24 protein-coding genes are annotated in these 25,914 nt (G+C 69.9%); 12 read left to right on the forward strand and 12 right to left on the reverse strand.

The window, feature by feature from the left end; genetic code table 11:
• The 4 genes from HUW62_RS29355 to HUW62_RS29370 all read left to right on the forward strand — a co-directional run.
• A partial coding sequence (locus tag HUW62_RS29355; RefSeq protein ID WP_176436290.1) for a type IV pilus twitching motility protein PilT occupies nucleotides 1–1,343 on the forward strand: 1,343 nt, incomplete at its 5' end.
• Nucleotide 1,344: 1 nt separating this feature from the next.
• On the forward strand, nucleotides 1,345–2,451 hold the full coding sequence (locus HUW62_RS29360) for a type IV pilus twitching motility protein PilT (protein WP_163864110.1): 1,107 nt from the start codon (nucleotides 1,345–1,347) through the stop codon (nucleotides 2,449–2,451).
• Nucleotides 2,452–2,520: 69 nt separating this feature from the next.
• A complete protein-coding gene (locus HUW62_RS29365) occupies nucleotides 2,521–3,363 on the forward strand; it encodes a hypothetical protein (protein WP_176436291.1) in 843 nt (280 codons plus the stop codon).
• 65 nt (nucleotides 3,364–3,428) lie between these two features.
• The gene (locus tag HUW62_RS29370; protein ID WP_176436292.1) at nucleotides 3,429–3,947 is read left to right on the forward strand and encodes a GNAT family N-acetyltransferase; all 519 of its coding nucleotides are present in this window, start codon (nucleotides 3,429–3,431) and stop codon (nucleotides 3,945–3,947) included.
• Nucleotides 3,948–3,966: 19 nt separating this feature from the next.
• On the opposite strand, the gene HUW62_RS29375 is transcribed toward HUW62_RS29370, so the two are convergent.
• From HUW62_RS29375 to map, 4 genes are all read right to left on the reverse strand, one after another.
• Nucleotides 3,967–4,671 carry a hypothetical protein gene (locus HUW62_RS29375; RefSeq protein WP_176436293.1) on the reverse strand — a complete coding sequence of 235 codons (705 nt, stop codon included), beginning with the start codon at nucleotides 4,669–4,671 and terminating at the stop codon, nucleotides 3,967–3,969.
• 296 nt (nucleotides 4,672–4,967) lie between these two features.
• A complete protein-coding gene (locus HUW62_RS29380; protein ID WP_176436294.1) occupies nucleotides 4,968–6,731 on the reverse strand; it encodes a hypothetical protein in 1,764 nt (587 codons plus the stop codon).
• Nucleotides 6,728–7,354, reverse strand: coding sequence for a hypothetical protein (locus tag HUW62_RS29385; protein ID WP_176436295.1), 627 nt, complete (start codon nucleotides 7,352–7,354; stop codon nucleotides 6,728–6,730). Before HUW62_RS29385 ends, HUW62_RS29380 begins: the two co-directional genes overlap by 4 nt.
• Nucleotides 7,355–7,494: 140 nt before the next feature.
• The gene (gene map, locus HUW62_RS29390) at nucleotides 7,495–8,304 is read right to left on the reverse strand and encodes a type I methionyl aminopeptidase (protein WP_163864116.1); all 810 of its coding nucleotides are present in this window, start codon (nucleotides 8,302–8,304) and stop codon (nucleotides 7,495–7,497) included.
• Nucleotides 8,305–8,408: 104 nt separating this feature from the next.
• Between map and HUW62_RS29395 the strand changes: the two genes are divergently transcribed.
• Nucleotides 8,409–8,687, forward strand: a complete 279-nt coding sequence (locus HUW62_RS29395; protein WP_163864117.1) for a LysR family transcriptional regulator — start codon at nucleotides 8,409–8,411, stop codon at nucleotides 8,685–8,687.
• Between the two features lie 15 nt (nucleotides 8,688–8,702).
• Here the strand turns inward: HUW62_RS29395 and HUW62_RS29400 are convergent, their stop codons facing one another.
• Together HUW62_RS29400 and HUW62_RS29405 are read right to left on the reverse strand one after the other, a co-directional pair.
• Complete coding sequence (locus HUW62_RS29400) at nucleotides 8,703–8,963, reverse strand: hypothetical protein (protein ID WP_176436296.1); 261 nt, start codon at nucleotides 8,961–8,963, stop codon at nucleotides 8,703–8,705.
• Between the two features lie 228 nt (nucleotides 8,964–9,191).
• The gene (locus HUW62_RS29405; protein ID WP_163864119.1) at nucleotides 9,192–9,392 is read right to left on the reverse strand and encodes a hypothetical protein; all 201 of its coding nucleotides are present in this window, start codon (nucleotides 9,390–9,392) and stop codon (nucleotides 9,192–9,194) included.
• 214 nt (nucleotides 9,393–9,606) lie between these two features.
• On the opposite strand from HUW62_RS29405, the gene HUW62_RS29410 reads away from it, so the two are divergent.
• Entirely contained in the window at nucleotides 9,607–11,529 is a 1,923-nt protein-coding gene (locus HUW62_RS29410; protein WP_368670504.1) for a TonB-dependent receptor, read from the forward strand.
• 3 nt (nucleotides 11,530–11,532) lie between these two features.
• On the opposite strand, the gene HUW62_RS29415 is transcribed toward HUW62_RS29410, so the two are convergent.
• From HUW62_RS29415 to HUW62_RS29430, 4 genes are all read right to left on the reverse strand, one after another.
• Complete coding sequence (locus HUW62_RS29415; protein WP_176436298.1) at nucleotides 11,533–12,840, reverse strand: hypothetical protein; 1,308 nt, start codon at nucleotides 12,838–12,840, stop codon at nucleotides 11,533–11,535.
• Between the two features lie 102 nt (nucleotides 12,841–12,942).
• Nucleotides 12,943–14,940, reverse strand: coding sequence for an ATP-dependent DNA helicase (locus HUW62_RS29420; RefSeq protein ID WP_163864122.1), 1,998 nt, complete (start codon nucleotides 14,938–14,940; stop codon nucleotides 12,943–12,945).
• 133 nt (nucleotides 14,941–15,073) lie between these two features.
• On the reverse strand, nucleotides 15,074–15,820 hold the full coding sequence (locus HUW62_RS29425; protein ID WP_176436299.1) for a hypothetical protein: 747 nt from the start codon (nucleotides 15,818–15,820) through the stop codon (nucleotides 15,074–15,076).
• Entirely contained in the window at nucleotides 15,817–16,812 is a 996-nt protein-coding gene (locus HUW62_RS29430; RefSeq protein WP_163864124.1) for a site-2 protease family protein, read from the reverse strand. The genes HUW62_RS29425 and HUW62_RS29430 overlap by 4 nt, the downstream gene beginning before the upstream one ends.
• 214 nt (nucleotides 16,813–17,026) lie before the next feature.
• Here HUW62_RS29430 and HUW62_RS29435 point away from each other — a divergent pair, with 214 nt between their 5' ends.
• The 3 genes from HUW62_RS29435 (at nucleotide 17,027) to HUW62_RS29445 (ending at nucleotide 19,038) form a co-directional block, all read left to right on the forward strand.
• Nucleotides 17,027–17,374 (forward strand): hypothetical protein, encoded by a 348-nt coding sequence (locus tag HUW62_RS29435; RefSeq protein ID WP_163864125.1) that lies wholly within the window; start codon nucleotides 17,027–17,029, stop codon nucleotides 17,372–17,374.
• A 101-nt stretch (nucleotides 17,375–17,475) separates the two neighbouring features.
• Entirely contained in the window at nucleotides 17,476–18,276 is an 801-nt protein-coding gene (locus HUW62_RS29440) for a hypothetical protein (RefSeq protein ID WP_163864126.1), read from the forward strand.
• Nucleotides 18,277–18,318: 42 nt separating this feature from the next.
• On the forward strand, nucleotides 18,319–19,038 hold the full coding sequence (locus HUW62_RS29445) for an HAD family hydrolase (RefSeq protein WP_176436300.1): 720 nt from the start codon (nucleotides 18,319–18,321) through the stop codon (nucleotides 19,036–19,038).
• A gap of 65 nt (nucleotides 19,039–19,103) precedes the next feature.
• Here HUW62_RS29445 and HUW62_RS29450 read toward each other — a convergent pair whose 3' ends face one another.
• Nucleotides 19,104–19,577: a transcriptional regulator gene (locus HUW62_RS29450; RefSeq protein WP_176436301.1), complete on the reverse strand. Its 474-nt coding sequence runs from the start codon at nucleotides 19,575–19,577 to the stop codon at nucleotides 19,104–19,106.
• A 187-nt stretch (nucleotides 19,578–19,764) separates the two neighbouring features.
• Between HUW62_RS29450 and HUW62_RS29455 the strand changes: the two genes are divergently transcribed.
• Genes HUW62_RS29455 through HUW62_RS29465 form a run of 3 tightly spaced genes read left to right on the forward strand, consistent with a single transcriptional unit; the run spans nucleotide 19,765 to nucleotide 24,682 of the window.
• Entirely contained in the window at nucleotides 19,765–20,634 is an 870-nt protein-coding gene (locus HUW62_RS29455; protein ID WP_176436302.1) for an EF-hand domain-containing protein, read from the forward strand.
• 52 nt (nucleotides 20,635–20,686) lie between these two features.
• Entirely contained in the window at nucleotides 20,687–21,748 is a 1,062-nt protein-coding gene (locus tag HUW62_RS29460) for a lipid kinase (protein ID WP_368670505.1), read from the forward strand.
• 54 nt (nucleotides 21,749–21,802) lie between these two features.
• Nucleotides 21,803–24,682: a carboxypeptidase regulatory-like domain-containing protein gene (locus HUW62_RS29465; protein WP_176436303.1), complete on the forward strand. Its 2,880-nt coding sequence runs from the start codon at nucleotides 21,803–21,805 to the stop codon at nucleotides 24,680–24,682.
• Between the two features lie 30 nt (nucleotides 24,683–24,712).
• Here the strand turns inward: HUW62_RS29465 and hrcA are convergent, their stop codons facing one another.
• Nucleotides 24,713–25,744 (reverse strand): heat-inducible transcriptional repressor HrcA, encoded by a 1,032-nt coding sequence (gene hrcA / locus HUW62_RS29470; RefSeq protein WP_141646294.1) that lies wholly within the window; start codon nucleotides 25,742–25,744, stop codon nucleotides 24,713–24,715.
• Nucleotides 25,745–25,914: the final 170 nt, after the last annotated feature.

Consider the following 25,914-nt stretch of genomic DNA (forward strand, 5'->3'; position numbering starts at 1 on the left):
GGTATGCGCCCGCGCCCACCGCCGCGCCCCAGGGCGCCGGGTATACGCCCGCGCCGACCGCCGCTCCCTCGCCCGGATATGCCCCAGCGCCTTCGGCTCCCGCCGCCGCGCCGCAGAGCGCCGGGTATGCGCCCACGGGTGCCCAGGAGGCCGCGCGCTCGCTGGCGACGTCGCGCATGTCGGGAGGGGCCAGGGACCTGGCCATCGTGCTGGAGCAGGGGCGCGGCAGCCGCGCCAGCGACGTGCACGTCGTGGCCGAGCGCCCCGTGCTCTTCCGCCTCGCCGGAGAGCTGGTGCCCCAGGGCGGCGCGCTGGATGCGGCGCGGGTGGAGGGCATGTTGATGCCGGTGGTGCCGGAGCGACTGCGCCCGGTGCTCGTGCGCGAGGGCAGTTGTGACTTCTCGCTCGACTCACCGGAGATGGGGCGCTTTCGCGTCAACGTCTCGCGCCACCGCACGGGCCTCAAGGGCACCTTCCGGGTGATTGCGCGCGACATCCCCACGCTGGAGTCGCTGGGGCTGCCTGTCGAAATCGCCAAGGCGACGCACCACCACCAGGGCCTCATCGTCGTCACGGGCCCGTCCGGCCACGGCAAGACGAGCACCCTGGCGGCGCTGGTGGACCTCATCAACCGCGAGACGTCCCACCACGTGCTCACGGTGGAGGACCCGGTGGAGTTCGTCCACCCGCGCAAGAAGGCGCTCATCAGCCAGCGCGAAGTGGGCGCGCACACGAGGACGTTCGCCAGCGCGCTCAAGGGCAGCTTGCGCGAGGACCCGGACGTCATCGTGGTGGGCGAGCTGCGCGACACGGAGACGGTGCGCATGGCGCTGGCCGCCGCGGAGACGGGCCACCTGCTCATCAGCACCATGAACACGCCGAGCGCGGCGAAGACGATTGACCGGCTCATCGACCTCTTCCCGCCGGCGGACCAGCAGCAGGTGCGCCTGTCGCTGTCGAGCGGCCTGCGCCTCATCGTCAGCCAGCGGCTGATGGCGAGCGCGGACGGCAAGAGCATGGTGGCCGCGGCGGAGGTGCTGCCGGGCTCGGTGGCGCTGGGCAACCTCATCCGCGACAACAAGACGTACCAGATTCCCTCGCTCCAGCAGCGCGGCAAGAGCCTGGGCATCATCCGCTTCGAGGACTCGATGGCGGACCTGGTGCGCGCGCAGAAGGTGAAGCTGGAAGTGGCCAAGGGCTTCGTGGACAACCCGGACGAGTTGGAGGCGGTGGTGACGGGGAAGCGGCCGGGCACGACGGCCGTGTCGGCGCCGGAGACGCAGCAGGACAGCGCCCGGCTGCTCAGCAAGATGGGCTCGCTGATGGGAAGGAAGGGGAGCTGAGATGAGCACCACGCCGCGCATCGCCGCGCTCTTCGACATGCTGCTGGAGCAGAAGGGCAGCGACCTGCACCTGAGCACCGGCTATCCCCCCATGGGCCGCATCCGTGGCGAGCTGACGCCGCTTCGCGAGGAGCCCCTCACGATTCCGGAAGTCGAAGGGCTCCTGTTCGAGCTCATCAACCCGACGCAGAAGCAGCAGATTCTCGAGGAGCTGGACCTCGACTTCGCCTATGGCTACGGGACGAAGGCCCGCTTCCGCGCGAACTACTTCTACAAGCAGACGGGCCTGGGGGCGGTGTTCCGCACCATCCCCAGCAAGGTCCTCACGCTGGATGACCTGAAGACGCCCGAAATCGTCCGCAAGCTGGCCGAGCGCCGCAGCGGGCTGGTGCTGGTGACGGGCCCCACGGGCAGCGGCAAGTCCACGACGCTCGCGGGCATGGTGAACCACATCAACCAGACGCGCCCCGCGCACATCCTCACCATTGAGGACCCGGTGGAGTTCGTGCACGAGTCCGCGCGGGCGCAGGTGACGCACCGGGAGGTGGGGCCTCACGCGTCGAGCTTCGCCACGGCCATCCGCTCGGCGGGCCGCGAGGACCCGAACGTCATCCTCATCGGCGAGCTTCGCACCAACGAGACGATGAAGCTGGCGCTCCAGTTGGCGAGCTTCGGCGTGTTGGTGTTCGCCACGGTGCACACCAACAGCGCGCCGGCGACCATCGACCGCATCATCAACTCGTTCCCGGCGGACGAGCAGCAGCAGGTGCGCGGCATGCTGGCGGAGAGCCTGGCGGGCATCGTCGCGCAGCAGCTCATCAAGACGGCGGACGGCAAGGGCCGCGTGGCGGCGCTGGAAATCCTCGTGGGCGGCGCGGCCATCGCCGCGATGATTCGCGAGGGCAAGGTCTTCCAGATTGCGTCCAAGATGCAGGCCGGCCAGGGCCAGGGCATGCAGACGCTCGACATGCACCTGGAGCGGCTGGTGCGCGACAACATCATCACGCCCGACGCCGCGCTGGAGAAGGCCCAGGACAAGGAGAACCTGGCCAAGGTCATCCAGCGCCTCAAACCGGACTGGGTGCTGCCGGAGTCGATGAAGGCGTAGTCCTCCGAGCTTCCCGTCGCGTCAGGGATGCGAAGCCGCGTCGTCGCTGGGGCTCCAAGGAGCCCCAGGATGCGCCAAGGCAAGGACAAGGCCTTCGAGATGGCACGCAGTCTGCTGCCATCGACGAAGCGTCAGCAGGCGCGCGAGAACCGCGCGATCGTGACTCGGAGCACCCGCCGCACCGCGAGGACCCGGATCGCCCAGCTCATCAGAGCCCCCGAACTCGCCGAGGACTGCGCGGAGCTGGATGAGGACGCATCCTTGGAGCTGAGGTGGGTGGTGGCGCGGCGACGAGACGGGGACAAGGTCAATCCCTTCATCCGCTGGGCGAAGCAACGGACTTTAGACGAGCCCCGAGACCTGCGCGCGGAGCTGATACGCAAGACGCTCCCGGAGGGACTCATCGGACGTCACGCGCTCTCCCACTTGAAGAGGGAGGAGCACTTCCTGAGCACCATCGACCTCCCGCGAAGGTGGGGCGTCAACAGGACCCCGTGGAGGAGAAAGCCCCTCTCGGACCGAGGGGTGATGGCGCAAATCCTTCGCGGACTGCTGCAAGTCCCCGGCGGACAGAAAGCCTTCAACGGCTATCTCAAGCGGGCCAGCGCCAGCAGTTGGAGTTGGAGGCATGGACGCGACGGCCGACGCCACCTGGTACTCCACGGACACAAGACACCCCGGCTGCTGATGGGAGTGCATGACGTGCTCACCTTCCTGGATGACGTGGGCGTTCGGCCCTGGCCTCCACACTCGAAGAAGCCCGTCTGCGAACCCGCATCGACCCGCGAGCCTACCCTCACCTTCCTGCGGGCCTTCCATCGCCTGGGCGGAGACCTCACCGCGACGCTCGCGGCCCTCCCTCCAGTCCCCCGACTGAGCACGCTGCCTGCCGGTGGCGCGCACGGACCGTGAATGGGTTGTCGAACCTCGACGAACCCACGTGCGCGGGCGAGCGGCGCGGAACATGATGCCCGACCATGCTTCAGGGCTTCGAGAGCGCGACGACGGAGCGGCTGCTGCTTCGCCCCTTCCGCGACAGTGACGCGGAGGCGGTATTCGCGCTCCATGGCAATCCGGAGACGGCTCGCTTCAATCCCTCCGGCCCCTTGCGCACGCTGGACTCGGCGAAGGAGCTGCTGGCGCTGTGGCTGAGCGACTGGGCGAAACACGGCGTGGGGTACTGGGCCGTGGAGAGGCGCGAGGCCCCGGGCGTCGTCGTGGGTCTCTGCGGCGTGCGCCACAAGCTGTTCGAAGGTCGGACGGTGCTGAACCTCGCCTATCGGCTCGCGCCCGAGACGCAGGGCTCGGGCTATGCGACGGAAGTCGCCCGCGTCGCCGTGGAGAAGGCCCGGCGACACCTCCCGGACGTCCCCCTGGTCGCCATCATCCATCCCGAGAACACGGCTTCCCTTCGCGTCGCGGAGCGGCTCGGGCTGAAGTTCGAGCGCATCACCGACTACGAGGGCACCCCGAGCCGACTGTACGTGGCCGAGTGAGCATCGTCCGGTCGCGGCCTCACTGTTGCCGTTCGCGGAGCCCCTCGCGGAACACCGTGAACACCGCCTGTCCGCAGCGGTCCTCGGTGTCCGCCTGCGCGCTCACCACGCGGACCTCGTAGCGGGCCTTGCCGAGCACGAGTCGCTTCGTCTCCCCCACGGAGACGGTGACGGGCGAGGCACCGCGCTTCCGGGCGTCCTCGAACCGAAGCCGCGCGCCTTGGGTGCGGGTGCCCTTTCGCCGCTCGCAGCCCGCGAGTTCCCAGCGGACGCGCAGTTCGGGCACGAGCCCCGTGGGAAGCAACACGTCACCGTCCGGCGTGGTGGGCGCGCTCGGCACCGTGAGCAGCAGGAGCTGCCCCTCCGCGTCGCGGAGCGTGTCGCCCGAGAGGAGCTCGGGATGGTCTCCCTTGCTGGAGACACAGCTCGCGGGCTCACGATGGCTGGTCCAGCTCACGGTCCTCCCCGTCAGGTCCGTGAGGACCTCTGGAACCGTGAGCCCGTAGCTCACGCCGCCCCGAGTGCCACCCGCCTCGTACTCCAGCACCGAGGCCCACTGGTCTTCATGTCGGTACGCCCCTCGGAGCTGTCGATCCACTTTGAACCGTCGCTCCAGCCGTGGGCCCGTGCGCTCGATGGAGCGCGCCTCCGGTGTCTCCTTGAAGGCCACGTCCACCCGCGCCGCGCGCCACACGTCCGCGCACGCGTCAGGTGCCTCCGACATGCGGATGGACGCGCCTCCGTCCGGCGTCGATTCCGAGGGGCGGGGCGAATCGCTCGCCGCGAGAAGTCCACGACTGGCGTCCGGTGAAGCCACACCCGACGTGGCGAGACCAGCATCGGTCGACACGCGGTCCGCGCCGGCCGAGGAACGCGGAGTGGCTTCGGACCGAGCGGCGACCCCAGGTCCTCCGTCCGTCGATGCGGGCTCGGGCCGCAACCAACAAGCGCCCTGCATCAGCAGGAACCCCAGCACCCAGGTCCGTGCGCTTCGCAACGGGCGCGTTCTCTCAAACTCGCTCAGAGGCACTCCGCGTACAGCAGCGTTCCATCCGCCGACACATGGAAGTCGCGGCCCTCCACGCGGCCTCGTGACATGAGCCGCTCCCGCTTGCGGCGGACATCGTCACGCCGTCTCACCAGTGAGGACTCCTCGTGCGGAACCCTCGGCTGGAAGCGCGCGGGGCCACCCTTGTCGTCCGGCAGATAGCGGGGCATCAGTGAGCGCTTCGAGCCTCGGCCCGCGCCGTCATCCGCGTCGCCATCGTCGGAGAAGTCGAGCTCCAGAGAGCCCCACTCCCCCACGTCACAGTCGCAGGAGCCGCAGCCCGGGAAGCCGCAGCCCAGGAAACCATCGCGACAGTCGACACACTCCGCCTTCGGTGACGAACCGCACGCCGCGCACCCGTTGTCTCCAAACGAGTACGAGTGCCACCCGGAGTTGCTCACGCCCGCGAACTGGTAGCGGTAGTTCATCACGCTGTCGTGCACCACGCTGTACTGCCCCGCCACGTCATTGCCGTTGTGGTCCAGGTTCAGGTTGTGGCCCAGTTCGTGGACGAAGGTGCCGCGCTGCTCCTGGATGCTCGGGCTGCTGAAGCAGCCCATGCTGATGATGAGGTCGTTGCCCAGCAACTCGGCCTTGCCGGAGGAGCAACTCGTGAGGCTCGAGTGCCGGTTGGCCCACATCGCGTAGTGGAAGTACGGCCGACGCTCCGGATTCGCTGACGAGAAGGCGCTCTGCTTCAGCGCGTAGAAGTCCACGCCACCAGGGCAGCTCCCGTAACAGACCACCTCGTACCAGGGCAGCACGCTGTCGATGAAGGAATGCAGTCGCACGCTCCCGCCCGTCTCCTGGGCGAACACCGCCGCCGCGTCCGCCGCCAGGCCCGCGTATGGCTGCCGCGTGAGGTACGGGTTCGTCGGGTGCTGCATCCAGTCGATCTCCACGTAGAGGTCTCTCGCCGTGGGGCTGCCCCACTCGGAGAAGGAGAAGCCGTCGTTTCCGAACACCTCCAGCGTGTCCGCTATCGAGTCCCCATCCGAGTCCTCGTTGTTCGGACTCAGGCCAATGAGCGGCTCGAGCGAGTCCGAGAGCCCGTCCTCGTCACCGTCGTTGTCGTCGAAGATGGTGGACCAGAGTTCCTCGTCGTGGACGAAGGTCGCAGTGCCCGCGCTGCCTGGATAGCGCCCCACCACCACGCGCTGGGTGCCGACGTTCTGCGCGCTCGTCGCGGTGACGAGCGGGTAGTACTTCGGCCCGTTGTCGTCATCGTGCTGGAGGTATTCGGTATTGGAGCGCAGCAGGAAGAGCAGATGGTCCCCTCCACCGGGGCTCGTGGCAGAAGCCCTGAAGGTGTCCTTGGCATTCCACGCGAAGAGGAGCGGCACGCCGCCGAAGGGCTGTTGCGACAGGAGCAGCGTCCCGTTGCGATAGAGGCTCGCCGTGCCTCCGCGCCCATCCGCATAGGCACGCACCCAGACGCGGTAGTAGCCGGAGTCCGGCGCGACGAACGTCACACACGAGCGCGTGTTCCCCTGGCAGTCGTCACTCACCGCCACCTGGCTCCAGCCACTCCTGTCGCGCAGCACGTGCAACACGGTGTCCGGTGCGGAGCCCGTCAGGTCTCGCGTCTCGAAGGTGTACGTCTGTCCCGCGTCGAGCCAGGTGCTCAGCCAGATGAAGCTGCCCCAGTCCCGTGATGCCACGTAGTGCGGTCCCGCCCACGCCATCATCGGCGCCAGCAGCAACACCGCGCGAAGCGCCCCCATGAACGACTTCATCGCTTCTGCTCCCCCTGAAAGAACCACTCCTTGAAGGTCTCCTGCGCGCGCGCTTGCTCCTCGGGCGAGAGGTCTCTCCACTTCCCCTGCTCTCGCGCGAGCGCCTGCTGGTAGCGCGCGTCCTGGTCCCTCGCGTGCGTGTCTTCCGCCGGTGGGGCGGAGAGCTTCGCGACGAGGTTGAGCGCGGCGAGATAGCGCCGCTCCTGGCGCGCACGCGTCTCGGGGCTCGCGTCCTGGAAGGCTCGCTCCGTTCGCGTCACGAGCGTTGCCAGGTCGTCGACGGGTTCCTCGCGCAGCAAGGCCTCCTCGTCCGGTGTCAGCGGCACCAACGCGTCCTTCGCGAACCGCGTCAGCGGAGACGTCGCGGGAGCGGGAGTCGCCACCTCCACCGTGAGGCCACCAGGGCCCTGGACCTGTTCGACGTGAAGAACAGACTCCTGTGAATCCTTGCGCGGGACAGGAGGTGTTTCGAGCCGAGCCACCGGGTTCGGCTCCCGTTGGCTCACGGCCGCGGAGTCCTCACGCAACAGGTGCCTAGGCACCAGCAGGGGGATTCCCGCCGCGAGCAGGACGACGCCCAGCACCACACTCCCGATTCCGACCTGGTCGCCTCGTGCGCGCATGCGGTCCCCACTCGCAGGCCTCACGTCTAGCCTCAATTCCCGTCGGCATCAAACAGCCGGAGGCTCGGGGGATTCAGCGCGAGTGACGGCGACAGTGCATCCAGGGTGCATCACTGAACAGGCCCGTGAGCTGGCTCGACTCAGCGGGCCTCGGGTTGTGACGGAGGGGAGGCGGATGGAATCAGGGGGTATGCACCTGGGTACGGGGTGAGCACCTCGCAGCCCTCGCGCGTCACGAGGATGGTGTGCTCGAACTGCGCGGAGAGGCTGCCGTCGTCGGTCACCACCGTCCACCCGTCCGAGAGCATTCGAATCTCGGGGCGGCCCAGGTTCACCATCGGTTCGATGGTGAGCACCATGCCGGAGCGCAGGGTGATGCCCGTGCCCTTCGTGCCGAAGTGGGGCACGTGGGGCGGCGCGTGCATGGAGCGTCCGATGCCGTGCCCGCCGAACTCCCGAACGATGCTGCACCCTTCCCGCTCCGCCAGTTCCTGGATGGCCGCGCCGATGTCGCCCATCCGAGCACCGTGACGCACGACGGAGACGCCCACATCGCGACACCGGCGCGCCACGTCCACCACGTGCCGAGCATCATCGGACACTTCACCGATGCAGAACGTGGCCGACGTGTCTCCGTGGTAGCCGTCCAGGCACGTGGTGACATCCACGTTGATGATGTCCCCGAGCGCCAGCTTCTCGTGTGGATTCGGGACGCCATGACAGACGACGTGGTTGCGGCTGGTGCACACCGTCGCGGGGAAGCCGTGGTAGCCGAGCTGGCTGGGTGTGCCGCCTCGACGAGCAGTGTCCTCGCGCACCCATTCGTTGATGTCCCCCGTGGAGATGCCCGGCGTCAGCTTCCCCGCGACCCAGGCGAGCGTGCCCGCCGCCGCCGCGCCCGCGAGACGCAGACGCTCCACCTCGGTGCCCTTGAACAATGGAGTTCCCATGGGGAGCCAAGGTGTCTCCGGGGGCCTTCAGCGTCCAATGCTGTTTCGGTATCGCGCTCGGGGGCGGGGGTGCGCGAAAGGGGCGATCGCGCTAACCTGGGGCCGTGAGCATCACCCACCTCCAGTCCTTCGTCGCGGTGGCCGAGGAGCGGCACGTGGGCCGCGCCGCCCGCCGGCTCCATCTCACCCAGCCGCCCCTGAGCCGCCACATCCTCGCACTCGAGGATGAGCTCGGCACACCGCTCTTCGAGCGCACGCGACAGGGAATGAGCCTGCTGCCCGCCGGAGAGGTGTTCCTGCTCCACGCGCGTCGCATCCTCGCGGAGGTGGACACCGCGGTGCACACCGTGCGCGGCCTCGCACCGCGCGACACGAGCGGGTGAGAGCTCGGCTGCTCGCTACTCGGGAACCTCCAGCGGGAACGCCAGGATTTCTCCCCGGTGAGTGAGGACCGCCGCGCGAACCAGCTCACGAACCTGGCGCGCGCTGAGCGGCAACTCGGCGAAGACACGCGGGGGCGAGAAATCGCTCAACGCCAGTCCCATCCCCTCCTCAGGTTCCCAGATGCGCTCGGCCACGAGTTCGTAACGGGACCCGGTCACATCGAGGGAGACCGCGCAGTCCTTGTCATTGAGTCTCCGCGCGGCGAGCACCCGCATCACTCCACCTCGCGGGTGTGAAGCCCGTCCCAGCACGTCCTGACCACACATCCGAACCGCCCCCTCGCGCGTTGCGAACTGGACGATACCACTCGGCCTCGATTCGCCCCATGACGCTCAGCGGTCGCCCGTATACGAGGTGGGGACATACTGACGCGCCGAGAGCGCCAGGACCGAAAGGGAACCGTCAGACATGTCGCGCAGGTCGTCACGCATCCCGTCATCGCCTCATCGGCTCGTGGTTCCCTGGGTTCTGCTCTCTTCACTGGCCTGGGCCCAGACACCGGACACCGGAACAACGACGACGGAGCCCGGCGCGCGGAACACCGTCATCGGCCCATCCTCGTCTCCTGAGTCGCGCACTCGCACCACCAGCTCCGACGGCCCCTCCACGCCTGTTCCGGAGCGGCCCGCCGAGAATGTACCCACGGCGCCTGAGACGTCCCCTCGTGTCGCTGTCGATGCGCCCATGGAGCAGGCGGCCTCCCGCGCCTTCGCCGAGGCCCCCTCGCAGCCTGAAGCGCCTTCTCGTCCCGTCGCCGATGTGCCCGCTTCCTCTGAGGCGCCATCAAGCGCAGTACCGCCAAACGAGACAAGCGCATCGTCACGCACCGTCGTCACGGGAACGCGCCTTCCGCGCCCCGTGCGAGATGTGCCCGCCACCACCGTGGTGCTCCCTCGTGAAGAAATCGATCGCAGTCCCACGCTGACGCAGGACACCCTCGTCCGTTCCCTGCCCTCGGTCGCCACCTTCCGCCGCACGCCGAGCCTCGTCTCCGACCCGACTGCCCAGGGCCTCAACCTGCGGGGCCTTGCTCCGTCCGGCGTCTCTCGCACGCTCGTCCTGCTGGACGGTGTTCCCGTCAATGACCCGCTCGGTGGATGGGTCTTCTGGCGCTCGCTGCCTCGACTCGGACTGGAGCGCATCGAGGTCGTCCCCGGTGGCGGCTCCGCCCTCTATGGCAGCTCCGCGCTCGGTGGCGTCGTGCAGCTCATCTCTCGGCCCATCACCGGCCCGGCACTCGACGCGGACGTCTCCTACGGCAACCGCGACACCGGTCTCCTCGCCGCACGCGGAGCCCAACGTTGGGGGGCCATCGCCGCCGCCGTCGAGACCGAGCTGCTCACGAGCAACGGCTACCGCATCGTCACCCCAGGCCAGCGTGGTGCCATCGACAGCGACACGCCCAGCAATCACGTCGTCCTCAACGGCCGCGTGGAAGCCCAGGCCTCCGACGCACTGACGCTGTCCGCTCGCGCCAACCTCTTCCGTGAGAACCAGAACGGCGGCACCCGCTTCACCACCGCTCGCGTGGAGCTGGCGCGGTTCGGCGCGGGTGCTCGACTCCAGACCGACACGCTGGGCACCTTCTCCCTGGACCTCTTCGGCCGAGCCCTGCGCTTCGAACAGAACCGCGCCCGCGTCGCCCAGGACCGCGTCGCCGAGTCCCTCGCCGCGTCCCAGGACGTCCCCGCGGATGACCAGGGCGCCTCGCTCGTGTGGACGGCTCCGAGCTGGAACGCGGGAGGCACCCATCAGCTCTCCGCCGGTCTCGATGCCCGGCGCATGGCGGGCACTTCCCGCGAGCAGGTCTTCCCGCCCACGCAGACTCCGGACACCGTCCTCGCCCGCGATGCTGGCGGCACGCAGTGGACCGGTGGCGTGTTCCTCCAGGACCTCTACGCCATCACCTCCGCCCTGGAGTTGTCCGCGGCGCTCCGCTTCGACGTCTGGCGAAACACCCAAGGACTTCAGCGAGTCGAACGAGCCAGCGGCACGGTGGACACCACGCCCTTCGAGGACCGCACCGAGAACCAGCTCAGTCCACGGCTGGGCGTGCGCTTGCGCCCCTGGGACGCTGTCACGCTGCGTGCCTCCGGGTATCGGGCCTTCCGCGCACCGACGCTCAACGAGCTCTATCGTCCCTTCCAGGTCGGCACCGTGTTCACCGCCGCCAACGCGAACCTCGGCGCGGAGCGTCTGTGGGGCGCGGAGGCCGGTGTGGAAGTCGAACCCCTTCGCACGCTCACCGCCCGCGTCACCGGCTTCTGGAACGTGCTCGAGGACCCCATCACGAACGTCACGCTCCCCGATGGCTCGGGCCGTGAGCGCCAGAACCTGGGCAAGGCCCGCGTGCGCGGAGTGGAGACCAGTCTCGACTGGAGATTGTCGCGCCAGTGGACCGCGCTCCTCGGGTACACCTTCGTGGACCCCACCGTCACGGATGCGCCCGGACAGCCGGCGCTCGTCGGCAGACAGCTCGCGCAAGACCCCAGACACCGAGGCGCCGCCAGCCTCACGTTCGAGGACCCATCTCTCGTCACCGCCACCGTGCAACTGCGCGTCACCGGTCCTCAGTTCGAGGATGACCTCAACGAGCGAGGCATGGGTGGAGCGCTCGTCGTGGACGCCGCCGTCAGTCGGCGCCTCTTCTGGAAGGTGGACCTGTTCGCCGCGGTGGAGAACCTCTTCGACCGCGAGTACCTGGCGGGCCGCGCGGGAGTGGACACGCTGGGGCCGCCGCTGCTCGCGCGCGTGGGCCTGCGACTTCGCGATGCCCCTTGACGCTCACGGACACTGCCGCGAATAGCCGATGCGCCGGAGCATTCGCACCCCGTCTTCGACCAGCTCGGAGTACATGACATGCGCGCGGCCCCGGGCGTCCACCTCCAGGGCCCAGTCATAGAAGGGCAGATTCAGGGAACTGGCCTCCCGAGCAACGACCGTGTTCGCCACCCAACCCGCTTGCGCGTTGTTGCGATACTCCAACTGCCTTCCCAGATTGCGCAGCACATGCACCACGCCCGACGAGGAGATCCTCATCTCCCCGCCCCCCTCGAAGGGAAGCACGGTCGTGGACCACTCCCCCTCGGCACTCCGAGTGCTCAGACTCACGACGCCCACACTCGCCCAGAGGATATGCGGCACCCCTGCTGGCGACAGCGCGATGACCGGCAACGCCCCCTCGGCGGCGACCTGCTCCTTCACCCAGGTCCCCGAGGCATTCGTGGCGTAATAGATGACAGGACGGCCAGCGGAGGCCCCACCCTCATACGTCACATGGACCTTGCCCCGGGCATCCACGCGCATCGACAGGTGGGTGAAAATCACGCCCAGCTCGAGGCCCGTGTCGACGACCGTCACATCACCGATGCGACCCTGCACGTAGTTGATTCGATGCTTCTCGGCATCCACCAGCGAGAGCACATGGAACCGCCCCGACGCATCCAGGTCGAACGCGCGCACCCAACCACTCGACAGCCGAACACGCTCCCAACGGCCCTCGGAGTGGTGGAGGATATCGGTGGGGACCACCGCCACCAGGTCATCGAACCGCGGGTTGAGGGCCAGGTGGAGGTCACCCGACGCATCCACCCGGATGCCACCCAACCACCATTGCCCTCCCACGACCTCCATGTCGGCGAACACGCGCCAGGGCTTCGTGGTCACCACCCGCAGGACCTCGCCGGTGTACTCGACCAGGTACGCCTCGCCGTCCGCATCCAGCGCGAATTGCGGATAACCCCGGTCGTTCCCCAGCGGAAGCACCGTCCGCGACTGCCACCCCCACACGCAGGTGTTCCACTCCGTCATCCGCGCATCCACCCCTCCATCGCCCAGCGGGGGACGGGGGATTCGCGGCCCACCGTCCACTCCCGCGTCCTCCGGAATCGGACCCCCACCGTCCGGAGCACCGAGCTCCTCACCTCCATCCGGGTCATTCCCCCCCGTACCGTCGCCCCCGTCGTCCGAGCCGGAGCCCGAGTCCGCCGGGTCCGACGCAATGGGAGACAGCGAGATGGGCTCACACGCACACACCAGCGCCACGGCGGCGAACAGGACGAGGCGCGGGAATGAAAGGACCGGACAGTCCACGTCAGGGCTCTGGGGTGCGAGGACGGCCGTGGGCAGCAGACCCGGCCGATGGCATACGAACCGAGCCGGATTCTCGGGCAATTTCGCCCGAAAAAACCCGGCTCACTCCACCGAACGCAAGGCTCGCACCGGGCGCACCGGGCCGTTGAACCAGCGGCTCAGCTCCACCAGGTCGTCCAGCCGCCGCGCGTCGGGGAGGCTGTCCAGGAAGACACGCCCGTACGCCTTGGTGAGGATGCGCCGGTCCAACATCGCGACGATGCCCTTGTCGGACTGGGTCCGAATCAGGCGCCCGAAGCCCTGACGCAGGGCCAGCGCCGCCTGGGGGAGCTGGTACTGCTCGAAGGGCTCCTCCCCTCGCGTCTGGAGCTGCTTGATTCGCGCGGCCACCAGCGGGTCTCCCGGCGAGGCGAACGGGAGCCGGTCGATGATGACCAGGCTGAGCGCGTCTCCCGGCACGTCCACGCCCTCCCAGAAGCTGTGCGCCGCGAAGAGCACGCTCGGCGTGTCGCGGAACGCCTCCAGCAACTGCTGCTTGGGCCGCTCCCCCTGGAGCAGCGCCTGGTACGGCAGCCGCCCCGCCGCCAGCTCATACGCGCGCACCATGTTGCGCAGCGAGGTGAAGAGCACGAAGGCCCGGCCCCCCGTCACCTCGCAGAGCTGGACGATTTCCTCCGCCGCCGCCTCGATGAAGCCCGGGGCGCTCGGGTCCGGCAGGTGCGTGGGCAGGTACAGCGCGGACTGGCGCGGATAGTCGAACGGGCTGGGCACCGCCAGCGTGCGCACGCGCGTCACCGTCTGGCCATCCTCGCCATACAACCCCATCCGCCGGGCGAAGAAGTCGAAGCGGCTCTCCGCCGCCAGCGTCGCGGACGTGTACACCACCGTATCGAGCGCGCCGTACATCCGCTCGCGCAGCTCCTTCGCCACGTCAATCGGACTGGCGCGCAGGAACAGGCCCTTGCCGCGCTGCTCCGCCCAGTACACGTGGTCCGACGACTCCGCCTTCTCCAGGAAGGAGAGCTGCTCCTCCAGCTCGTCCGCGCGGCGCGTAATCGCGGCCAGCTCCGGCTCACGCTCGCCCGCGGTGAACGCGGACAACGCCGCCAGGCCCTCGCGCACGCCCTCCAGCGCCGTGGACAGCTTGCCCATCGTCTCCGGCTGCAACGCCACCGACGCCTCGTTGCCGGACAGCCCCAGCGCCCGGGGCGCCTGCGCGAAGAACGCATCCGCGCCGGTGCGCAGCCGCGCCGTCAGCGCGCGCAGCATCGCGTGCCTGGAGTCGTCCTCCTTCAACGACGCCACCGCGTCGCGCGCCAGCTCCTCCAACCGGTAGTTCGAAACGCCCACGCCGAAGTGGCCGCTGGCCGCGTCCTCCAGCGCATGCGCCTCGTCGAAGACGACGGCTTCGTAATACGGCAGCACGCCCTCGGTGCGCTTGCCGGAGCTGCGCAGCGACAGGTCCGCGAAGAAGAGGTGGTGGTTGACCACCAGCAGGTCCGCGCTCTCCGCGCGCTTGCGCATGCGCGTGACGAAGCACGTCTCGTACAGCGGGCAGCGCGTGCCCACGCACGTCTCGGACGTGGTGGACAGCCGCGCCCACGCGCTGAAGGACTCCGGCAGGTCCAGCTCGCTGCGGTCCCCGGTCTGCGTGTCCTCCGCCCAGGCCTTCAGCTTGGGCCAGTACCGGGCCTCGTCGCGCGAGCCGAACTGCGGCTCCTTCGCGAAGGCCCCGTAGCGGTGCAGGCAGAGGTAGTTGTTGCGCCCCTTGAGGTACGCGGCCTCGAAGGTGAGCCCCATCTTCTCGCGCAGCAGCGGCAGGTCCTTGAAGAAGATCTGGTCCTGCAGCGTCTTCGTCGCCGTGGACACCACGACGCGGCGGCCCGACAACAACGCGGGCACCAGGTAGGCGAGCGTCTTGCCCGTGCCCGTGCCCGCCTCCGCCAACAGGTAGCTGCGCTCCGCGAAGGCCCGCTCCACGGCGCGCGCCATCTGGAGCTGCTCCGGCCGGTGCTCGTACGCGGGCAGGGCCACCTGGAGCGCGCCCCCCGGACCGAGCAGGCTGTCGACGGTGAGTGACGGAGAGACAGGGAGCGTCATCGGGAGTGGCGAGCCTCGCGGGAGCAGCCCGAGACGATAGCAGCCAGTCGCGCCCCAGGCCCGTTTCCGTCCATTGTCCACGCCCCTCGCCCGCATGGCCGGCCGCCCCACGAAAGAGGCGCCGCCCACCGCGTCAGGGCAGCTCGCCCGACAGGAGCATTCGCACGCGCTGGATGACGAACGCGAAGAGCATCAACACCACCAGCGAGAGCACCGCGATGGCCGCCGTGCGCAGCCGCCGCTTGCCTGCCGACAGCTCCGAGGGCTCCACCTCCGTGGGCACCACCAGGGTGGCCCGGCGCACCACTTCCTCCCGGGCCCGGTGCGCCACGGCGTCGTCCGGCGCCCGCGCCAGCCGCACGCGATACAGCCGCCCCGCCGACGCCAGCTCCCCGCGTCCCATGGCCAGGGTCAGCAGCCTGTCGTGCGCCTCCCACTCCTCCCAACGCTCCGCCAGCGAGCGCCAGGCCCCTCTCAAATCCTCCGAGGGCTGGTGCTCCTCCGCCAGGAAGTTGGCGTACACCAGCCCGCACTGCGCGCAGGACGTGTCCACCTCCCGCCGCGACGACACGCACTTGGGACAGTGTCCCGGCGGCGGCGTGAAGAGCGACTCGTCGTCCAGCGTCACGGGCACCGTCGCGCCCCGCACCACGCGCAGGGCGGGCGAACTGGCGCGCGCGGGCAGGGACGGCGAGGACGCATCCTCCGACGACGCGGACTGGGACGAGCCCGAGCCCTCGTTGGACAACACCACCTGCGACGACGCGCGCGCGCGGCTCTCCGCGCCACAGCGCTGGCACTGCACCACCAGCCCGCCCCCCTCCATCCGGAAGGACTCCAGGGGGATGAGCCGCTCACAGGCTTCGCACTGGAACTTCATGTCACCACCTGTCGCAGCGGCACGGGCATCGCGCAGCCGATGAGGGCCAAGAGGCACAGCGCGCAGATGAGCTTGCGCGAGGGACTGAGCGGCTCCAGCGGCTCCACCACTTCCGGATGCCCGAAGCCCACCACCTTGCTCGTCACCAGGAGCCACAGCCCCCAGGACGCGGTGACGAAGAGCGTGAGGAACAACAGCAGCGCCGCCATGGCGCGCCCCACCCAGTGCGCGTGACGGCCCAACAGCGCGAACGCCAGGTGCCCGCCATCCAGCTGCCCCATGGGCATCAGGTTGAGCAGCGTGACGAGCAGACCGAACCAGCCCGCGATGACCACTGGATGAACCAGCACGTCCTTGCCCTCCGGCAGGGGCCCCAACGCCAGCCACGTCAGCCCCTGCATCAACAGGCTGTCACCAAACAGGGTCTGTACGCCATGAAACGTCTCCTCCGGCGCGGCGGGCGCGTGCGTCAGCTTCGCCATCACCCAGGTGAACAAATCCTTCCCATACACCCACAGCGACGCCTCGCCGGGGAACTGGGAAGGCACCTGGGGCGCGTCCACCACGGTGGAGTGCGAAAGCCCCCAGTAGAGGATGGGCAGCGCGACCACCAGCCCCGCCAGCGGCCCCGCCGCGCCAATGTCCACCAGCGCATTGCGGTGGGGGATGCGGTCGCGGATGCGGATGACGGCGCCCAGCGTGCCCACGCCCAGCACCGGCAGCGGGATGAAGTACGGCAGCGACGTGTCCACGCGGTGGAGGCGCGCGAGCACGTAGTGGCCCATCTCGTGGGTGCCCAGAATCGCCAGCAGCGACAGGCTGAACGACAGCGCGCGCAGCGCCGCTTCGGTGGAGACCTCGTCCGGCGAGTAGGGCCGCTGGAAGTGGAAGTACAGCAGGTACGAGGTGAAGGTCGTCACCACCGTCAGCAGCAGCAGCAGCAGGTGAAGCCAGTACCGGGGCGCGGGACGTGCGGCGGGGACGATGTCCATTCAGGAGCCTCGGGGTTGGGCTAGCAAGGCGAGATGTGCATTGCAACGCGAGCGCGCTCTACCGACGGGCGTACAGTGTGTCCGGACGGACCTTGACATGGAGTCGACATCTGGTACGAACCCCGCCGCTTGCGGTCCCAATCAAACGGACGGGCGCTCTCTTCCTGGGAGTGCTCGACCACCATCCAAGCAACATCCTAACGAGGGGAAAACCATGAAGAAGCTCATCCTGTCCGCCGTTGCCGCGTCGAGCCTCATCGGCTGCACCAGCGTCGAGAGCGCCGTTGTCTCCGGCACCGAGATCGCGGCCAACGGTGAGGCCGTGGCCGTCATCCAGACCAACGCGCTGGGCCTGACCGCCATCTTCCACATCATCGACATCGTCCAGAGCGACCTGGACACCGTGGTGAACAAGCTCCTGATCGCCGAGGCGAAGGCGATGGGCGCGTCCAAGGTCGACCTGAAGTCGGCCAGCACCACCCCCCGTCACGGCATCTACGCCCTGTTCGGCACCATCATCGGCATCACCTCCTCCTCCGCCACCGGCGTGGCGGTGAAGTAGTCAGGCGGCCGGCCCTCACGGCGGCACCTTTCGGGAGGCCCCCTGGCGACAGGCGGGCCTCCTTGCATTTCAGCCCCCCTCCTGACCCACTTTCTCATTCCATGCGCCCCAGCCTCGTCGCCCCCTGTGTCCTCCTCGCCCTCGCGGGCTGCTCACGCAAGACGGACGACACCGCGGCGCTCGCCGGGCAGGTGAAGCAGCGGCTGGCGGAGCGCGACGCGAAGCTCTCCGGCTATCACCTCGCCGGCACGGTGAAGGACGAGGGCCAGGAAGCGGTCCCCTTCACCTACGACTACCGCGCGCCCCAGCGCATGCGCGGCACGCTGGGCACGCCGCCCACGCGCATCTTCTCGTGGGACGGCACCCACCTCTTCGAGCAGCTCGACAGCGAGAAGCGCTTCACCACGTTCAAGTCGGAGCTGCCGCCCGCGAAGCTCGCGGGCTTCCTCACGGAGACCTTCGGCGTCTTCACGCCGGAGGGCTTCCGCGCGCCACTGCTCTCCCGGGGCGCCACCCTGCGCCGCGTGAAGCACCCCCGCGCCCAGGAGGCCGTGGAGCTGACCGCGACGCTGGGGGGCGAGGCCGAGGGCATGGCGCTGGTGTACGTGCTGCGCTGGCCGGGGCTCGACTTCCTGGACAAGCGCTCGCGCGCGCCGGACGGCACCGAGGCGGAGGTGCGCATGGAGGAGGAGCACTGCGACACGGCCCTGGGACTGTGCGTCCCCAAGCGCCTCACCCGGTGGCTGGGCGGGCGGAAGATCGGCGAGACGGTGCTGGGACGTGTGGAGCTGAACAGCCCCCCTCCCAATGATGCCTTCACCCTCATGCCGCCCGAGGGCTACGATGTGAAGACACGAACACTGGTGGAGGCGCCTGCGGAGAACCCACCCACGGGCGGTTGACCGCCACCCGGGGCGTCCCCACTTTGGCCCGGGAGGCGCGCGATGGTGGAGAACGTCATCTTCGACGTGGATGGAACGCTGGTGGACTCGGTGGACGAGCATGCCGAGGCGTGGAGACGCGCGTTCCTGCACTTCGGCAGGGATTTCCCGTTCGCACACGTACGCAGTCAGATTGGCAAGGGCGCGGATCAGCTCATTCCCGTCTTCTTCAACGACGACGAGCTGGAGCGCTTCGGCAAGGAGCTGGAGGAGTACCGCTCCAAGCTGTTCCTGAAGGAGTTCCTGCCCAAGGTGCGGCCGTTGCCTCGCGTGAGGGAGCTGTTCCAGCGCCTGCGTCAGCACGGACGGCGCATCGCCCTGGCCTCCAGCGCCAACGACGAGGAGCTGCAGCACTACGTGCGGCTGTGCGGCATCGACGGCCTGTACGAGACGAAGGCGAGCAAGGACGAGGTGGACAAGAGCAAGCCCCACCCGGACATCTTCGAGAGCGCGCTGGCCAGGCTGGGCCGTCCCGCGCCGGATGTGACGGTGGTGGTGGGAGACACGCCGTATGACGCGCTCGCCGCGGGCAAGCTGGGCCTGTCCACCGTGGGCATGCTGGCCGGAGGCTTCTCTCCGGAGGACCTGCGCGCCGCAGGCTGCCGTCTGTTGGTGAAGGACCCCTCGGAGCTGCTGCGGCTGGCCGAGGACTCCTCGGTCGACTGGCCGTGGAATGGACCCGGCGCCACGCCGCCGGCCTCCAAGGACGAAGAGAACCGCTGAAGCAGCAGGGCGTCCGCGCCCCACCCCGAAAGTCACCGGGGAGGGGGCACGGAGCCGCTCACGCCCTACTTGCGCGAGCCGCGCGAGGTCCGCCTGCTGGCGCCGCGCTTGGAGACGCTCCGCGTGCTCTTTCGCGCCGTGCCGCTCTTGGCGCGCGTGCTCGTGGAGCCGCGACGCGCGGTGACCCGGCGACCCGCCGCGCGACGCACGGTGGACTTGCTCCCGGAGCGCGTGGCTCGCACCGGCTTGTTGCGCTTCCTCGTGGCCGCCGCCTTGCGGGCCGATGCGGAGCGCTGCGCGGCGGTGCGCTTTCTCGCGGCCTTCTTCGCCGCGGCCTTCACCAGGGGACGGCGTCGGGCCACCTTCGCCCTGCTGCCAGAGCCGCCCTTCATCCCACCGCCCGTGGCCTTGTTCACCGTGGCCCAGGCCCTCGCCGCGGCCGTCTTCTCCGACGTGCCCCGGTTCTCGTAGCCCTTCTCGATTTTCGCGGCCATCCGCTTCTGTTTCGCCGTGTACTTCGCCTTGCTTCCTCGTGCCATGCGGCAACCTCCAGGCTTCGTGCTCCGCCGGCATGCAGCCGGCCGTGCCTGAAAGGTGTGCAGCGCCCCTGGCGCCGGGAAGGGGCGGGACACCCACCGCTGTCCACCGCCGCAACTTCTTCTGACGCACCGGGTTTCAGCAAAGCGAGGCCGGACACCGCCGCACTTCGAACCTGGAGCCCTTCCGATGAACCGAATCACCGCTCACCGTCGCATCCTCGCCGCAGCGCTGTGTTTCACCCTGCCCTTCGGGCTCGCCGCTTGTGGCGATGACGCGCCGGACGAGACCACGCAGTACGTGGGCGAGGCCGCGTCCTATCTCACCGCCGCCGAGGAAGACGGCGCGCTGGGCGCGGACGCGGTGGCGGACACGGACGCCTCGCAGCGCGAGGCCATGGCCGACGAGGACGTGACAGGCCTGGAGACGGAGCCCACCGACGACGGGAAGACGTGCGACTTCAGCGCGTACCGCCAGGTGGTGGTGGAGAAGTACGACGACGACGGCGACGGCGAGCTGAACGTGCGGGAGCTGCGCGAGCTGAAGGCGGACGTGGGTGAGCGGCGCGACAGCTTGCGTCCCCGCCTGGCGCAGCTCGGCCGCCGCGCGCGGCACTGGGCCTTCTGGCGCGTGCGCTGGGCCTTCGACGAGAACGGCGACGGCGTGCTGTCCAGCGAGGAGCGCGTCGCGATGGTGGATGCGATGGAGGCGCGCTGCCAGCGCCTGCGCACCGAGCGATTGGAGCAGCACGACGCCAACGGCGACGGCTCGCTGGACGAGTCCGAGCGGCAGGCGGCCCGGGTGGCCCGGCGCGCCCGGTGGGAGACGCGGCGGCAGGAGCGGCTGGTGACGTACGACACGAATGACAACGGCGTGCTCGACGCGGGCGAGCGCGTGGCGCTGCGCGCGGACCGCGTGGAGGCGGCCCAGGAGCGCCGCGCGACGCTGCTGGCCACGTATGACACCAACGGCGACGGCCGCCTGAGCACCGAGGAGGCCCTGGCGCTGCGCCAGGACATCCAGCGCCGCATCATCGAGGGACGCGACGCGGAGGACTGAACCCTCGTCTCCCAGGTTGCCCTCTTCCGGGCCTCGGGGCTTCGACTGGCTGGTGGCTTTCGGTCGTCATCCCCCGGGGCCCGCTGGCCCCTTGGACTCCGAGTGCACACCTTTTCCCGCACGCAGCAAGGAGGAGGTCCCCCTGGAACCCGCGCTCATCGAGCCTCCACGCCGGCTGGCCCCGGACGACGGGCCCGCGGCCCTGGTGGTCAACACGCAGTCGCGCTCGGGCCGGGAGGCCTATGCGCTCGCCCGGGAAGCCCTCGCCTCGCGCGGTGTCATCGTGGCGGAGAGCCACGCGCTGTCGAAAAGCGGACGGCTGCGCCGCGTGCTGGAGCAGGTGCTGGGCAAAGGCACCCGCCGCATCATCGTCGGCGGCGGAGACGGCACCCTGAGCGGCGTGGTGGCGCACCTGCTGGGACGCGACGTGACGTTGGGCGTGCTGCCGCTGGGCACCGGCAACGACTTCGCGCGCTCGCTGGGGATTGAGCCCGACGTGGAGTCCGCGTGTGACGTCATCGCTCGGGGCTACACCGCGCGCGTGGACGTGGGCCTGGCCAACGGGCGGCCGTTCCTCAACGCGGCGAGCCTGGGGCTGGCCTCGGCGATTGCGCGGCGCCTGACGAAACAACTGAAGCAGCGGGCGGGCAAGCTGGCCTATCCGGTGGCCGCCGCCGCCGAGGCGAAGGACCTGCGCCCCTTCCGCATCCGCATCAAGGCGGATGACCAGGAGCTGGAGCTGGATGTGCTGCAGCTCGTGGTGGGCAACGGGCTGTACCACGGCGCCGGCAACATGGTGGCGCCCGACGCGCGCCTGGATGACCGGCGGCTGCACGTCTACGCCGTCTCCGCGCCCTCGACGACGTCCGGCCGTGACGGCACGGGCCTGGGGCAGCTCCAGGACCTGGCCACGCTCGCGCGGGTGGCGCTGGCGGTGCGCAGCGGGGAGCATGGGGAGAATCCCGCCGTCACCTCGCTGCGCGCCGTGCGGCTGTACGTCGAGGCGACTCCGGCGCAGGAGGTCAACGCGGACGGGGAGCTCGTCGGCCTGACGCCCATGCGCTTCGAGGTGGCCCCCGCGGCCCTGCGCGTCTACGCCCCCGCTCCCGCATAATTCCGAAATGACCCAGGCTGGCCTACGCTGGCGTCCTCCCGAGGACGAGCCAACATGCGCCTGCGGTCCCACCGTCCCCTCTTCTTCGCCGCGCTGCTCGCCATTGGCGCGGTGCTGCTGCTCTGGTTCCGCGTGCCGAGGCCCGGCGCGCCGTCCCACCCGACGCCCTCGGGGCTCCACGCGAGTCCCACCGCCAACGTCGGAGGCCTCGTCGCCCGCGCCGAGCCCGTGTCGGCCACGACGGCTCGTGACGAGCCCGCGGCCGCCGAGGAAGGCGCCTTCGTGGTGCGAGTGGTGGGGCCCTCGGGTCCGGTGCCGGGCGCGAGTGTGCGGGCCTGGCGCAACGAGGCGATGAACCGCGCCGATACTTCACCGTACTCCTGGCGGCTCGCGAACGAGGGCGTCACGGCCGAGGACGGCACGCTGCGACTGCCGACCCGACCCGGTGACTACCTGTTGTCCGCGCGCGCGCAGGGCCATGCGCCCGCGCGCCGCGAGGCCACGCGTCCTTCGGGTGAGTCGGAGACGTCCGTCGAGCTGACGCTGAGCGCGGGTGTGACGCTCCAGGGCCGCACCGTGGAGGAGCAAGGCGGCGAGCCGGTGCCGCTGGCGGAGGTGACGCTCCATCCGTATCCCGGAGCCGCCATCGCCTGGGCGGAGCCCGCGACGATGGCGGAGGAGGCCGTGACGGCGACGAGCGACGGGCGCGGCCAGTTCCAGTTCTCCGGACTGGCGCCGGGCCGCTATGGCCTCACGGCCGAGGCACCGGGCTACAGCCGCCGCACGCTGCGCTTCCTCCATGTGCCCCAGCAGGGAGAGCTGGTGGTGGGGCTGTGGGGCGCGGGCACGCTGGAGGGCTTCGTGGTGGACGCGCAGGGCCAGCCCGTCTCCGGCGCGCAGGTGACGGCGTCGGGAGGGAGGGAGCCCGTGAACACCGCCACCAGCGAGGGCGGCGGCTTCGCGCTCGAGGTGGGCGGAGGTGACTGGGTGGTGACCGCGCGACATGGCGACACCCTGGGCCGCGTGCCCGGCACGCTGTTCGTGGCCCCGGGCCAGACGCTGCGCGGCCTCACCGTGAGGCTGGGCGCGGCGAGCGGGCTGACCGGGCAGGTGGTGTCGACGGGCGATGGCGCGCCGGTGCGTGACGCGGTGGTGGTCGTCAGTCCCTCGGGCGCCGATGGCGAGCTGGGCCGCACGACGTCCAGCGGCGAGGGCCTCTACCAGTTGGCCCTGCCGCCCGGGGAGTACGACGTGACGGTGCGGGCGCGGGGCTTCGCGAGCGCCACGCATGAGGGAGTGGTGGTGACCGAGGGGGCGCCCGGGACGCTCGATGTGAAGCTGGAGCCGGCCACGGCCGAGGTCGAAGGCGTCGTGCTCAATCCCAGTGGGCAGCCGGTGGCGGGCGCGGAGGTGCGCGCCCAACCGCGAAGGGGCGGAGGCGCCGCGAGCACCACGCGCACGGACACGCAAGGCACGTACACACTGAGCGGGCTGTTGCCCGGACCGACGTCGGTGCGCGCGCGCAGAGATGGCTCGCAGGGATGGACGAGCCGCATGGAGACGTTGAAGGCCGGCGTGCGCACGCGCGTGGACCTGACGCTGACGGAGTCCGGCATGGTGCAGGGACGCGTGACACAGGCCTCGGGCGAGCCCCTGTCCGAGCCCGCCGTGGTGCGCGCGGTGCCACGCGGCGCTCCGGGTGGCACGTCGGACCTGGCGTGGGCGGAGACGGACGCGGCGGGCCTGTATCAGCTCGAGCTGCCGGCGGGCGTGTACCAGCTCACCGCGGTGCTGCCTCGCGCGCGCTTCATCTACTTTCAGGACGACGACCCGAGCGTGACGGTGAACGCGGGGAGCGCCGTGCAGCAGGACCTGGTGCTCGTGGAGGAGCGCGGCATCTCCGGCACGGTGCGCGAGCCCTCCGGCACGCCCAGTCCCTTCGCCGTGGTGGCGGCGGTGCAGGGCGGGAGCATGCCCTTCACCATGCGCGTGCATGCGGACGAGGACGGGACGTTCGCCATCCCCACGCGTCCCTCGGGCGCGCCGCCATTGGAGGAACTGGTGGCCCACAACGGAGGGCGCGTGGTGCGACTGCCCTCTGTGCGCGAGGGCCAGGGCCTGGTGGACCTGCGTCTCTCACCCGCGGCCCATCTGCGCGGCAAGGTGGTGGCGCGTGGTGGCGCGGTGCCCGCGGGCTTCACGTTGCGGCTGACGGAGGACACCGGCGAGGAGCTGCCGTGGGAACCGCTGGCCCCGTCCACGCGGCGCTTCAGTGGAGACACCTTCGAGATGAGGGACGCGCCCGGGCAGGTGGTGAAGGTGCACGTGCAGACGCATGACGGACGCACGGGCTCGGCGCGGGTGGCGTTGGAGCCGGGCGGCAGCGCGACCGTGGAGGTGTCGCTCACGACGGGAGGCGCGGCCTCCATCATCGGGCGCGCGGTGTGGAGCCGAGGGGGTGGCCCCGCGGCGGGCGTGGCGGTGTTCCTGGACCGCGCCGTGTCCGCGAAGCCCGACACCGTCACCGGCGCGGACGGCCGCTTCCAATTGGACGACGTCAGGCCCGGTCCGCACACGGTGCGGTTGATGCCGCCCGAGGGGCGCGTGGAGACGCACTCCGTGAAGGTGACGGAGGCGGAGGCCTCGGACCTGGGTGACGTGACGGTGTCCCCGCGCCGCGCGTCTCCGGGCACGGTGGGCGCGGGCTTCAGCGAGGAGCGAGGACAGGTGGCCGTGGCGTGGCTGACGCCGGACGGGCCCGCCGCGCGCGCGGGTGTCGCGGTGGGCGACCGGCTGCTCGCGGTGGATGGCCTCGTGGTGCGCGACAGGATGGAAGCGGAGGCACGCACCCGAGGCGCGCCCGGCACACCGGTGCGCCTCCAGGTCAGGCGCGGCGGCGGCGAGCGCGAGCTCCAGGCCACTCGCGCGGAGTGAGGCGAGCTCCTCCGCGCGGAGTGACGCGGGCTACACCTTCTCCAGCACGCGCGAGAGCACCTGCGCGGTGAAGTTCACCAGCGGAATCACGCGGCGGTAGTCCATGCGCGTCGGTCCGATGACGCCCACCGTGCCGAGCACCTGCTCCTGGTTGCCGTAGGGGCTGGCGATGACGGACACGTCACCCGCGGCGGAGAAATCGCTCTCCGCGCCGATGAAGATCTGCATCTCGTTGGCGCGCTGCACCTGGTCCAGCAGCGACAACAGCCGGTGCTTCTCGTCCAGCGTCTTGAAGAGCGCGCGCATGCGCTCCACGTCCGCGAACTCCGGCTGCTCCAGGAAGGAGTTCGTCCCCTGGATGAGCACGCGCTCCGTCGTCGGCAGGTCCGTGGCCGCCGCGCCCAGCTTGAGCGCCTTCGCCGTCATCGCGTTGTAGAGCGCCTGCTCCTGGTCCATCTCCGAGCGGATGCGCTCACGCGCCTCCTCCAGCGGCACCTCATGCAACAGCTCCGACAGGTAGTTGCTCGCCCGCATCAGCTCGTCCGAGGTGATGGGGAAGTCGACGGTGATGGCCTTGTTGTGCACCTGCCCGCTCTGCCCCACCAGGATGGCGAGCACGCGGTCCTCGCGCAGGCGGACGAACTCGATGCGACGGAACACCGCCGACTCGGGACGGGGCGTGACGACGACGCCCGCGTGTCGCGTCAGCGAGTGGAGGAGTCGACTGGCATCTCCCAGCACCTCCTCCAGGTTCGCGTCATGGAAGAGGCCCGCGTGGATGAGCTCACGGTCTCTCGGCGTGGGGTCCTTCAGCTTGACGAGCGTGTCCACGTAGAAGCGGTAACCCGCATCAGTGGGAACCCGGCCGGCCGACGTGTGAGGCTTCTCCAGGAACCCCAGCTCCTCCAGGTCCGCCAGCACGTTGCGCATCGTGGCCGAGGAGACCTCGAACCCAGGGCGGCGGGCGAGCTGCTGACTCCCCACCGGCCCGCCCGTGGAGATGTACTCCTGCACCACCGCCCGGAGGACTTCCTTCTCGCGTTCACCCAGCTCTTCGGACATCCAGGGGCTCTCACTCTGAAGCATGCGGCCAGCCACCGCGCCGCGAGCGCTCCACGAGACCCAAGTGTAGGAAAGCGCGTCCGGGGGTTCAATCCACGTGCGCAGGAGACCGAGCGGACGAAGGGTGGTCCCCACTCTGGCCCCCACCCACCAGGGGGCCGAGCAGGCAC

Source organism: Myxococcus sp. AM011, assembly GCF_013372595.1.
Taxonomy (GTDB): domain Bacteria; phylum Myxococcota; class Myxococcia; order Myxococcales; family Myxococcaceae; genus Myxococcus; species Myxococcus eversor.

Coding starts and splice junctions, on each gene's coding strand:
- HUW62_RS29420 (WP_163864122.1), bottom strand. CDS start 14,940: ATGACGCTCCCTGTCTCTCCGTCACTCACCGTCGACAGCCTGCTCGGT.
- HUW62_RS29450 (WP_176436301.1), bottom strand. CDS start 19,577: ATGGCACGAGGAAGCAAGGCGAAGTACACGGCGAAACAGAAGCGGATG.
- HUW62_RS29400 (WP_176436296.1), bottom strand. CDS start 8,963: ATGCGGGTGCTCGCCGCGCGGAGACTCAATGACAAGGACTGCGCGGTC.
- HUW62_RS29465 (WP_176436303.1), top strand. CDS start 21,803: ATGCGCCTGCGGTCCCACCGTCCCCTCTTCTTCGCCGCGCTGCTCGCC.
- HUW62_RS29360 (WP_163864110.1), top strand. CDS start 1,345: ATGAGCACCACGCCGCGCATCGCCGCGCTCTTCGACATGCTGCTGGAG.
- HUW62_RS29375 (WP_176436293.1), bottom strand. CDS start 4,671: ATGTCGGAGGCACCTGACGCGTGCGCGGACGTGTGGCGCGCGGCGCGG.
- HUW62_RS29455 (WP_176436302.1), top strand. CDS start 19,765: ATGAACCGAATCACCGCTCACCGTCGCATCCTCGCCGCAGCGCTGTGT.
- HUW62_RS29425 (WP_176436299.1), bottom strand. CDS start 15,820: ATGAAGTTCCAGTGCGAAGCCTGTGAGCGGCTCATCCCCCTGGAGTCC.
- map (WP_163864116.1), bottom strand. CDS start 8,304: ATGGGAACTCCATTGTTCAAGGGCACCGAGGTGGAGCGTCTGCGTCTC.
- hrcA (WP_141646294.1), bottom strand. CDS start 25,744: ATGTCCGAAGAGCTGGGTGAACGCGAGAAGGAAGTCCTCCGGGCGGTG.
- HUW62_RS29385 (WP_176436295.1), bottom strand. CDS start 7,354: ATGCGCGCACGAGGCGACCAGGTCGGAATCGGGAGTGTGGTGCTGGGC.
- HUW62_RS29440 (WP_163864126.1), top strand. CDS start 17,476: ATGCGCCCCAGCCTCGTCGCCCCCTGTGTCCTCCTCGCCCTCGCGGGC.
- HUW62_RS29430 (WP_163864124.1), bottom strand. CDS start 16,812: ATGGACATCGTCCCCGCCGCACGTCCCGCGCCCCGGTACTGGCTTCAC.
- HUW62_RS29380 (WP_176436294.1), bottom strand. CDS start 6,731: ATGAAGTCGTTCATGGGGGCGCTTCGCGCGGTGTTGCTGCTGGCGCCG.
- HUW62_RS29445 (WP_176436300.1), top strand. CDS start 18,319: ATGGTGGAGAACGTCATCTTCGACGTGGATGGAACGCTGGTGGACTCG.
- HUW62_RS29370 (WP_176436292.1), top strand. CDS start 3,429: ATGCTTCAGGGCTTCGAGAGCGCGACGACGGAGCGGCTGCTGCTTCGC.
- HUW62_RS29365 (WP_176436291.1), top strand. CDS start 2,521: ATGCGCCAAGGCAAGGACAAGGCCTTCGAGATGGCACGCAGTCTGCTG.
- HUW62_RS29435 (WP_163864125.1), top strand. CDS start 17,027: ATGAAGAAGCTCATCCTGTCCGCCGTTGCCGCGTCGAGCCTCATCGGC.